The organism is Bradyrhizobium genosp. SA-3 (genome assembly GCF_004212635.1).
In the GTDB taxonomy this organism is placed as follows: Bacteria; Pseudomonadota; Alphaproteobacteria; order Rhizobiales; family Xanthobacteraceae; genus Bradyrhizobium.
In genome coordinates this window covers 31,083-44,359 of sequence record NZ_PSRT01000073.1, presented here as the reverse complement: position 1 = coordinate 44,359, position 13,277 = coordinate 31,083, and the positions used below count along the sequence as shown (strand labels likewise).

General features: G+C 58.0%; 10 protein-coding genes and 1 pseudogene. 7 read left to right on the top strand and 4 right to left on the bottom strand.

Features of this window, described 5'->3' with window-relative positions; all coding sequences use genetic code 11:
• Positions 1–2,745: AMP-binding protein (locus CWO91_RS24580; protein WP_165405680.1), on the bottom strand; the 2,745-nt coding region annotated here is incomplete at its 3' end.
• Between the two features lie 785 nt (positions 2,746–3,530).
• Here CWO91_RS24580 and CWO91_RS24575 point away from each other — a divergent pair.
• Positions 3,531–4,412, top strand: a complete 882-nt coding sequence (locus tag CWO91_RS24575; protein ID WP_130217049.1) for a hypothetical protein — start codon at positions 3,531–3,533, stop codon at positions 4,410–4,412.
• 270 nt (positions 4,413–4,682) lie between these two features.
• On the opposite strand, the gene CWO91_RS24570 is transcribed toward CWO91_RS24575, so the two are convergent.
• On the bottom strand, positions 4,683–5,204 hold the full coding sequence (locus CWO91_RS24570) for a hypothetical protein (RefSeq protein ID WP_165405679.1): 522 nt from the start codon (positions 5,202–5,204) through the stop codon (positions 4,683–4,685).
• A gap of 550 nt (positions 5,205–5,754) precedes the next feature.
• On the opposite strand from CWO91_RS24570, the gene CWO91_RS24565 reads away from it, so the two are divergent.
• From CWO91_RS24565 to CWO91_RS24540, 6 genes are all read left to right on the top strand, one after another.
• Entirely contained in the window at positions 5,755–6,147 is a 393-nt protein-coding gene (locus CWO91_RS24565) for an avidin/streptavidin family protein (RefSeq protein ID WP_130217045.1), read from the top strand.
• A gap of 202 nt (positions 6,148–6,349) precedes the next feature.
• Positions 6,350–6,544 (top strand): hypothetical protein, encoded by a 195-nt coding sequence (locus CWO91_RS45475; protein ID WP_130217043.1) that lies wholly within the window; start codon positions 6,350–6,352, stop codon positions 6,542–6,544.
• Positions 6,545–6,565: 21 nt separating this feature from the next.
• Positions 6,566–7,528: a pyridoxamine 5'-phosphate oxidase family protein gene (locus CWO91_RS24555; RefSeq protein WP_130217041.1), complete on the top strand. Its 963-nt coding sequence runs from the start codon at positions 6,566–6,568 to the stop codon at positions 7,526–7,528.
• 407 nt (positions 7,529–7,935) lie between these two features.
• Positions 7,936–9,405, top strand: coding sequence for a PLP-dependent aminotransferase family protein (locus tag CWO91_RS24550; RefSeq protein ID WP_130217039.1), 1,470 nt, complete (start codon positions 7,936–7,938; stop codon positions 9,403–9,405).
• 103 nt (positions 9,406–9,508) lie between these two features.
• Positions 9,509–10,138 carry an FMN-binding negative transcriptional regulator gene (locus CWO91_RS24545; protein ID WP_130217037.1) on the top strand — a complete coding sequence of 210 codons (630 nt, stop codon included), beginning with the start codon at positions 9,509–9,511 and terminating at the stop codon, positions 10,136–10,138.
• A 38-nt stretch (positions 10,139–10,176) separates the two neighbouring features.
• A complete protein-coding gene (locus tag CWO91_RS24540; protein ID WP_130217053.1) occupies positions 10,177–10,803 on the top strand; it encodes a LysE family translocator in 627 nt (208 codons plus the stop codon).
• Positions 10,804–10,934: 131 nt separating this feature from the next.
• Here the strand turns inward: CWO91_RS24540 and CWO91_RS24535 are convergent.
• Both CWO91_RS24535 and CWO91_RS24530 read right to left on the bottom strand, forming a co-directional pair.
• A pseudogene (locus CWO91_RS24535) lies at positions 10,935–11,410 on the bottom strand (YybH family protein).
• Between the two features lie 463 nt (positions 11,411–11,873).
• Positions 11,874–13,268 (bottom strand): M20 family metallopeptidase, encoded by a 1,395-nt coding sequence (locus tag CWO91_RS24530; RefSeq protein ID WP_130217035.1) that lies wholly within the window; start codon positions 13,266–13,268, stop codon positions 11,874–11,876.
• Positions 13,269–13,277 lie beyond the last annotated feature (9 nt).

Genomic DNA, 13,277 nt, shown 5'->3' with positions numbered 1-13,277 from the left:
GACCACCGAATTCCGGATTGGTCGTCCCAGTGGCACCCGTTGCTGGCCATCGAAGCCAGCAGGCACCGGGTAGCAGAGACTGAAGGTGGTGTTCTCGGTCGGGCCGTAGCCATTTGAGATTCGCAGCGTCGGATGTCGCTTCTGACATGCTCTGATGGAACTGGCTGAGACCTCTTCGCCCCCGACCAGCAGTTGCTGCAGCCCACTGGTGCTCCGCCCCTCCCCGACATAGACGTCGAACAACCGCGCAGTCATCCAAGCAATAGTGATGCCTTGGTCTTGGATGATCCGGGCCAGCGTTGCCGTCGAGAGATAGCGTTCAGGATAGAGCACAACACTGGCGCCGTTCGCCAAGGCTCCCCAGACTTCGAACGTGGTCGCATCGAATGTCGGCGAGGAAGCGTTGAGAAAAACGTCCTGCGGCGAGATCTCGACGAAATCGTTCTCCGCCACCAGACGCACCACTCCGCGATGCTCGACCATGACCCCCTTGGGCGTGCCTGTTGATCCGGAGGTATAGATCACATAGGCGAGATGGCGTGAGGTGAGGCCAAGCGCACGCGGGTCCGGATCCGACGCCGGCAGATTTGCCCACGCCGGCATGGCCGTCTCCAGATCCACCACGCTCACATCGGCCAGCGCATCGGCGCCCAGCGCGGATCGGCCGGCCGCATCGGCCAGCAGGAGCCGCGGCGCCGCATCGTCGAGAACCTGCCGCAGCCGCGCCGGTGGATAGGCCGGGTCCAGCGGCAGGTACGCCGCGCCCGCCTTGAGGATCGCTAAAAGCCCGACCACCATCGCCACGTCGCGCGCAACGCAGATCGCCACCGGTTGGTCCGGCCTGACCCCGAGCCCGATCAGATGATGCGCCAGGCGGTTGGCCCGCGCATTCAGCTCGCCATAACTTAGCCGCTCCTCCTCATGGACCACCGCCACTGCGTCCGGCGCACGGCGAACCTGTGCCTCGAACAGCTCGTGGATGCACACGTCCGACGGATAGGCCGATGCCGTCCGGTTCAGCTCCTCCAGCAGGTACGCGCGCTCAGCGAATGACAAGAGTTCAATCTGCCCCACCGGCTGCCGCGGATCTGCCTTCACAGCACATAGCAAATTTTGCAAATGCTGGGTCATACGGTCGATATGCTTGGGCTCCAAGCGACTTGCATCAAAGTGCCATCGAAAGCTCCCATCTAGAGCGCAAACCTCAAATGTTAACGCCTCACCGGGCAGGGCTGCCTCAGAAGTCGGGCTCGAAGCTAGGTCACCAGTGGCAGACTCGCCACTTACAGTAAGCATAACGCCAACGGGCCAGGGCCGGCGCGATCGTAACGCCTCCATACCGAGCAACGTTGGGCAGCGCGCGATAAGATCTCGCGCGAAGCTATCCTGCTCCTTCAGCTGAGCGAATTCGGCCGCCACCACCGTGCGCGCCTCTGCAAAATCATTGTCGAGATCGATGGTAATTGCCATCGGCACAACAGAAGCGACAAGCACCTCGAGCGCTTTCAAGCCCGCTCGCGATCCACTCGATGCGGGAGTCCATCCCAATTGAAGCTCTAATTCTCCCGTGGTGCGGGCTAGGTAGATCAGCCAAGCCGTTAGCAAGAATTCCGTGCGATTACTGGGAGACAGCTCAGCCAAAGCGTCTGGAATTCGCCATGAACTCAACTGCCATTGAGGTGCAGCCAAAGCTACTGAAGACAATAAAAAGGAAAGCTGGGATGTCTTGAACTGTTCAAGCCGCCGTCGCCAAAAACTCTCACGAGGCGCTAACATTTCATGCGCAACCGTTATGCTCCGCGCCTCGTCATCGCTCAGAATCGGGAGGCGGTCGCCTACATGGGAATCAGAACGCCTCGCGAGTGCCCGCGCATCCAGAGCCTTACCATCCAAGCTGCTAAGCCAAACATCAACATCCTCTGTCCCTGTCGCCACACGCCAGTGGCTGGGGTGGATCTCAACTAAAGACCCCGCAGCAAAGCCCGAGCGCCGAGCCGTCACCTCCAAGCGCCTGACGACGACAACGTCATCGCCTACGAGAGCCTTGGACAACCCCAATGAATTGGTATGATACGGGCCAAAGTCTAAGGCGCGCGTCATCGCTTCCAGATCTTGTGCGGATCGATCCCATCGCAGACAGCCCGCAGCATCTGGGCGTCGACCTTTCGGGAAAACGCTTCGGTCCGCTAGCGCTTGCGGACGAGCACTAAGCTCTCCATTTGTCAAGCCAGTTAGAAGCTCGCGGAAGCCATCGATAGCAGCCTCATAACATTTGAGATTCAGCGTCAGCGCAGTATCGCTCGTCGCAATCAACACTTGGCGTTGGACGACCAGCTCACCAGTATCAACACCGTGATCGATACGATGCCACGTGATGCCATGTTCGGTCTCTCGGGCAAGAAGCGCCCAAGACGTCGCATGAGTTCCGGCATATCGCGGCAAGGGAGCGTCGTGGTAACTGAAAGCGCCTCTACGCGCTTTCCCAAACACATCTGCTGGCAATATGAACGGATTGGCAACGGAAAATATCCACTCGACTGGCTCGGCGTTGAGCAGCGCAGATAGCTCTTCAATGCTCGTCACACACAAGATATCGGCGAGAGCGGCCCAATCGCGGAATATGGCGTCGGCACACAGCGCCGCCCGGATCACGTGGCCCATCTCCATCACTAGCTGAGCACATCTAATAGCTAGCGTACCACCACCAACAAAGATGCAAGAGCCAACCGGTGTAGCAAGTTTCATCTGAACTCTTAGACAGGGGTTACGATGAAGGCCGTAACGGATCACCCCGCATTTCAAGCAATCGGCATACCAATGACGTACTGCGAGCGTTTCCTGAAGAAACAACGCGCGCCTCGCTCGGAATGCCGCCGTCGGACTTGGGACATCGACGTCCTGAACCAGACACAGCTCAGCACAACAATACGGACGTCATTTGCGACGATCACCGCATGGGCGTCCGCAAAGTCGTCGGAAGCTCTGCAACAGCCGCCGTCATCACCGCGCGTACAGCAGAACCTCCTTGGCGCTCACCTTAAGTAACAGACGCGCCAATGACCTTCTGCGAGCTCATTCTGAAGAAAACAACGCTTCTCGCCGGGCTGCCAGAATTTTGCCGTCATGCCGTCGGGCTTGGGACATTAACGCCTCGAACGAACAGAGCTCAACACAACGGCACGCGCCGTCAACAGCGACGACCACTCAAGATCGGGCGCCCGCGCCTTGCCCGAATTGCCTTTGCGAGCCGAAATGCTCGCCGCTGCTTTCTCCAGGTGGTCTGCTCGTCGAGTGAGAGAGGGTCCTGCGGCAGGGATTCCGCTCATGTTGCAAAGTTCGCCACGCATCGCGTTTTCGCAGATTGGCCGGGGCTCGGCGTTTTCGCCTAATGCCCGCTGACGTCTGTGGCACGGCCCTTGCTCGTGAGGCGACGAAAGCGACGAAGAACGGGTCCACGGCGAATGTCGCAACCACAACTGACTCCTGATCTCTCACATCGGCGCATGCTGTTGACCCTTGGGTGCAGCGGCTTGGATGTGACTGCCGTGATCGAGGCACTCAGACGAGACTGTGTCATTTTGATTCGTAAAGTCTCACCGAGCGGGGCGGACGGCCTCGTACATCAAATTGCCGGTGAACTGGGATTGCAAAAAAAGCTAGAGCTGGAGGCCGGCTTTTCCGATTTTCTTGGTCACCGACGGCGGATCAACAACTACTTCATGAGCGTTAATTCCCGAGATGATTATCAGTTTGTCACCCCGCATTCCGAAGGAGATAGAATATCTAATATGCAGTTGTCGTGCTTTTATTGTTTCGAGAATAGTAAAGACGGAGGAGAAACAATCCTATTGAACATCGACGACACAAGTGAGGCATGGGGACTTTTACGAGAAAAAACGACAAAAATATTACCTGGATCAAAACCATTGTCTCGCGGCATGATCACTCGTGTAAAAGCACTTTATCGTCTGAGCTCGCCGGATGACTATTTGGAACCAGATGACCAAATAGTAGCCCAGGTGAAATCCGAGATCCCGGGCCTTTTGCTGGCGATTGTTATGGCAAGGCCGAAAAGAAGCTTTTCCCTTCTCCTAGGGCGGGACGTGAATGTCCTTTGGGATAACATTGGTAGTGTTGACCAAAGCTGTCTTCACTTTTTCGTTCGGATGTTGCAGGAGCGCGAACTTCTCAAGTTCCCGCCGGACGGATTTGAGTTGCACCAACTGGACCCCGTTAATGCAGGACGGAGCTGGTGTTCAGGCGCCGATTACGAGAAACTTTTTTGTGACGAGATTATTCTCAAGCTAAAACCAGGGGACCTTGTTATTCTGAACAACCTAACTTGGGCGCATGCGGTGAACAATTGGACATCGGCACCGGGCACTCGAAGGATAGCCGTGGCATTGGCCTAGCGTAGTCCCCACTTTTCCTGAAAGTTGAGTCTTGCTTCAAGGGTGCATGAGCAGCATCCCCGAGCGACAGCGATTAGCCTGACGAAGGAGTGACCTGCCACTGAACTTTCATCCAGCGGCAGTTAGAGTCTCGGGGGGGATGGAGCGAGACCGAATGCGCAGGCACTCATTTTAGACGCACAGAGCCATCAACCGAGCCATGGCCAAGGGCTCGCAATGTCAGGAGCGCTATGACCACGAAATCAGTCCACGCCAGAGCCGTATTCTGGATCAACGCTGGTCGGAGCCGGGCTCAGGAATCAGTGGCGCGCCCCCGACCGAGATTGGCCCTTCTGGTTTAGATGGTTGAACCACTCTCTTCGCTAGCCTCAAAGCGGGATGGGCGGCCGGCGGAGAAGGAGCCGACAGCACAGAGGCAGGCGCGGGTATATTCTGCAAAGATTCGATCTTCGCGGTGAGCGCCTCGATCTGGTCCGCCATCCGTTTCAAATCGGCTTGTTGCGCACCGATGTTGCGATTGAGCTCTGCAAGTTCATCTCTCGTCCTTTGTTGCCCTGATCGAATCTCCGAGAGAGCTTCCCTATCTTCAGGTGGCAAGCCTGGTGTTGAGGCAGCTTCACGCACCGACGATGTCGCGAAAACTGCCTCGATGTTAGTCCAATAGTAGGCTGCCCCGGCGCACAGACCAAAGGAGATGACCACGATCGCGAGAATCCAGGAAAAACGTCGTGGGGATTTGTGTAAGACGGGTGGCAACTCCGAGGCGCTCGCTTGATCAATCACATCCATCATCCTAAGCTTGCCACTCCCATTCATCGGTCTTTCTCGTTGACGTGATAACGGGCAACCGTCAAGAGCTGCCGTGAAGCACGGGTGCTGACCGCAATCTCGCTATCACCGCGTCAGCAATGGCGTTGCGAAGTAGCGAGATCAGAACCTCGTCGCGCAGCTGCAGGTGAAGCGCCCTTTTACATTCGGCACCATCAATCGACGATCTGGGTGAGAGCATCGTAGCCCGCACGTCGCCGATGCATCCATTGTCTTCGGCGGGTCCGCAAAACGGGTGCAGATCAAGAAGTAGGACCCGCCCCGTCGTAGGAAGCGCGCCTCACCAAAATAACCGAGCATCGGCTCGAGCTCGGCCGCCCAGGCGAACCGACGCAGGGAAGCAAGGCCGCTGGGATCGAGGGACGCTGACTTCGCCGCGATCCAGCCCGATTTCGTGAATATGCGCCGCATTCCGTTGTCGAATGCGAGAAAAGAGCAGCGAACGTCACCTCAAGTTATACCAAATTAGTTATCTAAGTTGCTACTTTTAAGCGAACTCTCTTGGGGCTTCAATATGAAGAGACTTCTGGGATTTTTGTTGATCGCTCAGTTTTGCTTGCTTTGCGCCGAAGCCAGGGCGCAAGGGCTTCCTGCTCCCTCATACTGGAAGAATGAACGGGGTTCAGAACTGTTTGTTTGGTCCGTTAATAGCGGGTCAATACAAGGGACTTTCACAAACCATGCTCAAGGGTTTGCTTGCCAGGGTATCCCTTATCCTGCATCGGGAGCCGTTCGTCCAACCGGACTATATTTTGTTGTTACTTTTGCCCAGTGCAATTCTTTCACCCAGTGGGTTGGAAAAGTTAACGGGCCTCAGATGCCAACGTCATGGACGCTGTTCTACGTTGATAAGAACGGCAAGCCTAGCAAGTTGAAGGGCGCGGATATATTCACGCGCGTATGGTAGTGTTCAATCTTGCAACGTCGCGACCTTAGATCGAACTCGCTCTCGCGAGTTTCGGTCTGGGTTTCCTTGAGACGCGTAAGCTCTCCGTCGCTGCCGGCCCGCGCTCGCGTTTGGCCTAGCTACCGCTCGTCTTGGCACCGTGTTTGGACGATCGGTAGATCGTGAGCGGTCCATCGAGCTGGCGGATCGGCTTTTCAAGGTGATGGACGAGCATCTCGCAGAACGGAAGTTCGTGGAGACCGGCCTGCCCACTGTGGCTGACATCGCATGCTACAGTTATACGCGCGCCGCACCGGAAGGCGGCGTCTCGTTGAAGTCCCATCAGAACATCGTTCGATGGCTTGAGCGTATCGAGGCTTTGCCGAAGTTCGAGTCAATGCCGCCAGCGCCCCGATAGCAGGCTCCTAGAGAGTGCATCATGGTGCCGGAACGCGCTTCGTCTCCGTTTCACTCGGGTGAACTAGAAGTCCAGCGGCGGGCTGGTGTGGATGACAACATCCGCAAGCATGCAAAGGTGGCAATTCGAAAGGAGATGCCGGTACAGCATCGGGATTTCTTCACCAACCTGACTTATGTCTTTGTCGGGTCAGCCGACAAGGACGGGCGGCCAAGTGCATCGGTCCTGACTGGGCCGCGAGGGTTCATATCGTCGCCAGATCCGACGCGCCTGCTGGTAAGGGCTGGCCGATCTGCGGACAACCCCTTGAACGAGAATCTGGTGGCTGGTGCGAATTTGGGGCTGCTAGGTCTAGACCTGACCAATCGACGGCGAAACAGGCTCAACGGACGAACTGTGAGTGTCGATGCCGACGGCTTTGAGCTTATCGTGCATCAAAGCTTCCGCAATTGTGCCAAATACATCGAGATCCGCAAAGGCATAACCGTGGATGGCCTCGGGTCAGGCCAGAAGCCGAGATTTGAATTCAAACAGCTCAACGATCGGGTGAAGCATGTTATTCAGAACGCGGAAACTTTCTTTGTGGCGTCCTGCACTCCGGCACAGGACGGAGTGCCCGTCACCTATGACTGCGATATATCCCATCGTGGCGGACGCCCCGGATTCGTCGTTGCCAGCGATCACGAGATAACTGTGCCTGACATCTCCGGTAACCTGTATTTCAACACGTTGGACAACTTTGCAGTCCATCCATATGCAGCGTTGCTCTTCATCGATTTTTCGACCGGTGATCTGGTACACATTCGCGGCCGCGTTGAAACTCTTTGGAACGATCCGCGGATAGCTGGCTATTCAGGCGCCCAAAGGGCCTGGCGATTACATATCGGAGATGGATATTTGGCGGAAACCGCGTCCATTCGGTCCGATCCGGGCGTGGAATTCTCGCCCTTCGCGTCCATGACAGGACTTTGGGGAGATAGTTAGGTTTAAGTTTTCAACGCCGCGGCCGCTGAACTCAGTTGCTCCCGATCCGCGTTTCTCACACCAATCAAACCAACGTATTATCCGTCGTTCGCGTGGGTCACTCGCGAGTTCTCAAGCGAGTTCAACTTCGTGCGAACCTCGGATTGGGCAAGAACATCGGTACTCGCGGAAGTACCGAAAGGAAACGCAAGTTCGGGGCCATAATGGTCCGCAAGTCGCCATCGCAGCAATGCCGCGGCTGCAAGCGACAACGTTCGATTCTCAAGCATGCGGCTCTCGACAAGAAGCCTCCTATTGAGGTTTCTTTGCTCCATTCTCCGACTTGGGCAAAGTTAGTTGGCATTCAGCAAGAAAGCCTACAGACTAGCCCAACTGCGAAGCAACACTAACTCACTTTGAATGGCCAGATGAAGACGTCCACGCCAAAGGGCACTGGGAGCGTAGGAGCACGTCAAATCTACGACGCCCTCAAGGGCCAGATCCTGGGGCACGTTTATGGCGCCGATGGCCTGCTGCCGTCGTCTCGCGGGCTTGCCGGCGAGCTCGGCGTATCTCGCAGCACCGTGACAGTCGCCTACGAACAACTCGCGGCCGAGGGTTTCATCAATATCCGTCATGGCGCCCGCCCGCGCGTTGCAAGAGCTGTTGCTGAAATGGAGCACACCGGGACGAAGTCCCGGCCGTCCTCGCAGAGGGTGCGGCTGTCGATGTATGGCGAGCGTGTGAGGCAGACAGCGCCGCGGCCGGAGGAGCGAGTTCGCGACCTCGTGGCAAACTTTCGGTATGGCGACCTCTCTCCGTCGGATTTCCCCGTGCTCGCGTGGAAAAAGGCCGTGGTTGCCGCGATTACGCAGCGGCCCGAAAGATTGGCCTACAACGATCCGTGCGGATGTCGGCGGTTACGCGCCGCGCTCCAGGGCTATCTCTGGCGCTCGAGGGCTGTCCGATGCGACAGCGATCAGATCATTGTCGTGAATGGTTCGCAACAGGGGCTCGATCTGTGCGCGCGTCTACTGCTAGACCCCGGCGATCGGTTCGTCATGGAAGATCCCGGCTACTTGATGGCAAAGCACGCCTTCTCGGCCACGGGGGCTACCGCTGTGCCAATTCCGGTCGATAAGGACGGATTGCTCACAGAGCGGCTCACAAAGACGGAAGCACGCGTTGCCTACGTGACGCCGTCGCATCAATTTCCGTTGGGGAGCGTCATGCCAATAGGGCGCCGGCAGCAGTTACTCAACTGGGCAAAGAAATTCAACGCTTACGTGATCGAAGATGACTACGACAGCGAGTACCGCTATGACACCAAGCCCATTCCCCCGCTGCACACCCTCGAAGATAGCGAGAACGTCATCTATCTTGGTACCGTTTCGAAGACGCTCTCGCCCACGCTGAGGATCGGCTACCTGGTTGTGCCGCCCGAACTACAGTCCATCTTCTCTGCCGCCAAGCAGGGCATCGACCGGCACACGCCGTTGTTTGAGCAGGAGGCGCTTGCCACGATGCTCGAGACCGGGACCTACGACAGCCATGTCAATCGCATCCGAAGGCGCAATGGCGAGCGTCGGAAAATGCTGCTCGATGCCTTACGCCGCAGATTTGGCGATCGCATCCAGATCGACGGCGCCGCAGCCGGCTTGCATGTCGTAGTCTGGTTTTGCGATCTGCCCCAGGCGTCCGAAGCAATATTGATCGAGGCTGCGCGTACGAGGGGCGTAGGTATCTACCCCGTCTCTCCGCTCTTCGATCGACGTCATGCCGGTGGTGGGCGCCGGCCGGATCTTGCTGGGCTGGTCATGGGTTATGCCGCCCTGCAGCCCCGCCAGATCGAGCGTGGCTGTCAACTGCTGGCTCAAGCGGTGGAGCAGCTTCGTTAACGCCGATAGCGGCGCGGCTAACTGGACTACCACAATTTTCAGTAACTGGCAGTTTCATCCATACCAGGCGGGCGTTATCTCAGGCGCAGAATGGAGAAACACTATGTATGTGCCCCCCGCCTTCAGGGACGATGACCTGGACAATATCCGAGCGACGATCCGCTCTGCTCGGCTGGCCAATTTGGTCACCGCCACGGCAGACGGTCCAATTGCGACGCCCCTGCCGCTGTTCCTCGATGAGACCGAAGGCGAGCGCGGCGTGTTGTATGGGCACGTGGCAAAGGCCAATCCACAATGGAAGGCCTCCCCGATCGGCGAAGCCCTCGCAATCTTCATGGGTCCAGAAGCCTATGTGACGCCCTCCTGGTACGCCACCAAGCAAGAAACCGGGAAGGTGGTGCCGACATGGAACTACATCGCTGTCCACGCCCATGGCCCGGTTGATTTCTTCCATGATCCCGAACGCTTGCTGGAGGTTGTCACACGCCTTACGAACATTCACGAGAGGCCGCGCGCGACGCCTTGGACCGTTGACGAAGCTCCCGCCGATTACATCGCAGCACAGTTGCGCGGGATCGTTGGGGTGCGCATTCCCGTCACCAGGTTCGAAGGCAAGCGCAAGATGAGCCAGAACCGTCCCGAAGCTGACCGCACCCGCGTCGCCGCCGGGCTTGCGGCAAGCGAGGAGCCGAGGGATCGAGAAGCGGGACTGCTCATTCCGGTTCAGGGCTGAGGCGAGAGTTCCCAAATTAACACGATCACGGGTAAATGATGCCTGGCTTTCAGACCCTCCTTTTGTTCTTGGCAGCGGCCGTCGTTGTCGCAATCACGCCGGGGCCAGGCATCTTCTACATCGTGGCGCGAACGCTTGCCGGCGGGCGCACCGAAGGATTGGCATCGAGCCTTGGCCTCGGACTCGGCGGGCTTGTGCACATTTTCGGCGGCGCCGTCGGAATATCTACGCTCGTCATGGCAAGCGCGGAGGCGTTCACTTTTCTGAAGATCGCGGGAGCCCTGTATCTCATCTGGCTCGGGATCAAGACATGGCGCGAAGCCCGAGTCCTCGAACCAACAGGGGTTCAAACGACGGGGGCGCATCGCGCCTTTCGCGAAGGCATCGTGGTCGAGGCGTTCAACCCGAAGACGACCGCATTCTTTCTCGCCTTCATCCCACAATTCGTCGACCCAACCGCGTACGTCGCCGCGCAGTTCATCGTGTTTGGGCTCATCTCGGTTGTACTGAACACAAGCGTCGACTTAATCGTGACCTATTGGGCTGCGAAGGCGAGAGCCGGGTTTGCAAAGCGACCGTCATTCCTTGCCAAGACGCGACGGGCGTCGGGCGCCGTGATGGTTAGCCTGGGAGTTACGCTTCTACTTGCGCGTCGCGCAAATTGAACTCGGAGACTGGCTTATCCGCGCGAGCGACCCAACGCTCTCGCTGCGCGGTGTGCGGAGATGCGGGTTCGGAAGTCAGCGATTCACAGATTGGGCAGACCAGCCTGCATGGGATGGGCTGGCTTGAGGCCTCACACCGGCTTCTGTAGAGGAGAGCCGAAGATCGCTCGCTGATATTCGGCGAGCAGAGCGGGATCCTCAATCGATCCGTGATGATGGAGCTGCCTCCAGACGCCGTTCATCCTCGTGACCAGCGCGTAGTTCGGAAGCGCAGGTCGATGGTAGTCGACGGTGTCTTGCAGGCGCCCTTCTCACGCCCCACGAAGAGGTGCCAGTCGCTTCCACCTTGCGAGGAAAAGTCATAAAACGTCACGTTCACGACTGCGGCTCCTCCAAACAGCTTGGCACAGCCATCACGGATGGAGGGCCAACCGCGACGAATTCCGCCAATAGGATTGTCCATGCTCGGCACATCGCCTTCCGCCCAATTTACCGCGAGACCATCGAGGTCCCGCGCGTTGAAGCAGCGATAAAAGTCGATCAGCGCATCGAGCGCGCCGCCGTCGTTTCTCTTGCTTTCGACCTCCGATATCTCAGTTGAGGACATCTGAGATGGCTCCTTTCTTCAGTCAAGGGGGCAATGGGTCACCCTCGTGAGTCCTATCGTGAGATTTTGTTCTCCGTGCAGCAATGACAGTCCCGAGGCTGAACTCGATCACGAATGCTAGTGCGAGGGCTTTCGCAACAATTCGCGCCGCAACATCGGCTGCGGAAACAGACCCTGCAGCAGCGCCTGCTCGACTCGGTTCGAGACGGCAGCTTTAAGGCTCGGCTGAGCAGGACCAAGCTCGCAGCAGTTGCAACTCTTGCCGGCGAAGCTATGACGATCCGATGCATCAGCCATGTGCTTTGCCCCCTTCAGCGTGCGAATTCAAAGATGGCGCTCGGCGCCGCCTTGACGGAGCTTGGCGTATCAGCCGGGAAGCGGTACTTCGAAAATGCGCAACGGCAACCTTCGCGGAAAAGCGATCGCCCGGCCCACGGGCGCCAGCAAAGCGCAGCCGATCAGCTCATCCTCGTCGAACTGAAGGCAGGGTATCTGGCTCACCAAGATCCCAATATAGCCCCGCCATAATCTCCAGAGCTTCACGCGCGAGTCCGATCGGCAGGTGCTCGTTGGCTGCATGTTGCCGGCATCCAGGATAGGCATGGGGTACCCACAACGTGGGCAAATCCAGCACGTTGGCAAAGATGTCGTTCGGAAGCGATCCTGCAAAATTGGGCAAGAGTGCCGGCGATTTCTGCGTCGTCCGAGCGATCGATGCTTGGGCCCACCTAGCCCAGGGATCCGAAGGATCGAGGCGCGTGGCAAGAAAAATGCCATCGTCTGGGCTAAGTGTCACCTGCACCATGTCGAGACCGGACTTCGCGAGGTGTCGTCGAAGCGACGGTAAAATATCCTCGTGATCAACGCCAACCACGAAGCGGAGCTGACACCGTGCCCAAGCACTCGGGGGAATGGCGTTGACCGGCGCCTGCGGATTTCCGGAAGTGACGGCGAGAACATCAAACGAGCACCAGCCATACACTTGCTCTGCCGGAGTCAGTCCCGGCTCGCCCCAAGCCGGATCGATATCAGGCCCGCCAAGTCCCCCGTCAACGACACAATCGGCAAGCACCCTCCGGACGGAGTCAGGCAGCCCACCTGGAAGCCATTCTGGAATCAGGATGCGGCCGGTCGGAGAGACGATCGTGGCCAGGGCATGCGCAAGCTGGATTGCAGGATCGGAAAGCAGACCGCCCCAATTGCCCGAGTGATATGCGCTCTCGCGCGCGTCAATTGAGATGTCGAATGTGACACATCCGCGCGAGCCCAGGAATATAGTAGGTCGATGCTCGGATAGACGGGGTCCGTCAGACGCCAAGAAAAGATCGGCGCAGAGGAGGTTCTTGTGCGCCGTGCATAGTTCGCGGAGGCCAGGCGAATCGACCTCTTCGCCCATTTCTATGAGGTATTTCAGGTTGAACCCCAGCCGCCCCCTCGTCTCGAGGACAGCGCGGAGGCTGGCAATATTGATGGTATGCTGTCCTTTGTTGTCGGCGACACCACGGCCATACCAGCGATCACCGAGCTTTGCGAGGCGCCAAGGCGATATTCCTGCGGCCCACGATTCGTCCATTCCTCGAACCACATCGCCGTGCCCATATCCGAGCACCGTCAGTAACGCTCCCGCTTCTCTGCGCTGTGCGTACAGAAAATCCGCGCCTGCAGCAGTCAAATGCTGGCAATCGCAGCCGAGCTCTTCAAGCATGCAGCGGAGTTCGTCGAGATACGCGACTATCTGAAGTGCTCGCTCCGGATTCTGACTCTCGGAACGAACGGCGACGAGCCGCGAAAGCACGGTCTCGAAGTCTCCAGAATCGAGATGGCTTCTCGCGCGCGAGATTGCGGCGTTCCGGCTCATCTAGGGCAA

Coding starts and splice junctions, on each gene's coding strand:
- CWO91_RS24570 (WP_165405679.1), bottom strand. CDS start 5,204: ATGATGGATGTGATTGATCAAGCGAGCGCCTCGGAGTTGCCACCCGTC.
- CWO91_RS24565 (WP_130217045.1), top strand. CDS start 5,755: ATGAAGAGACTTCTGGGATTTTTGTTGATCGCTCAGTTTTGCTTGCTT.
- CWO91_RS45475 (WP_130217043.1), top strand. CDS start 6,350: ATGGACGAGCATCTCGCAGAACGGAAGTTCGTGGAGACCGGCCTGCCC.
- CWO91_RS24555 (WP_130217041.1), top strand. CDS start 6,566: ATGGTGCCGGAACGCGCTTCGTCTCCGTTTCACTCGGGTGAACTAGAA.
- CWO91_RS24550 (WP_130217039.1), top strand. CDS start 7,936: ATGAAGACGTCCACGCCAAAGGGCACTGGGAGCGTAGGAGCACGTCAA.
- CWO91_RS24545 (WP_130217037.1), top strand. CDS start 9,509: ATGTATGTGCCCCCCGCCTTCAGGGACGATGACCTGGACAATATCCGA.
- CWO91_RS24540 (WP_130217053.1), top strand. CDS start 10,177: ATGCCTGGCTTTCAGACCCTCCTTTTGTTCTTGGCAGCGGCCGTCGTT.
- CWO91_RS24530 (WP_130217035.1), bottom strand. CDS start 13,268: ATGAGCCGGAACGCCGCAATCTCGCGCGCGAGAAGCCATCTCGATTCT.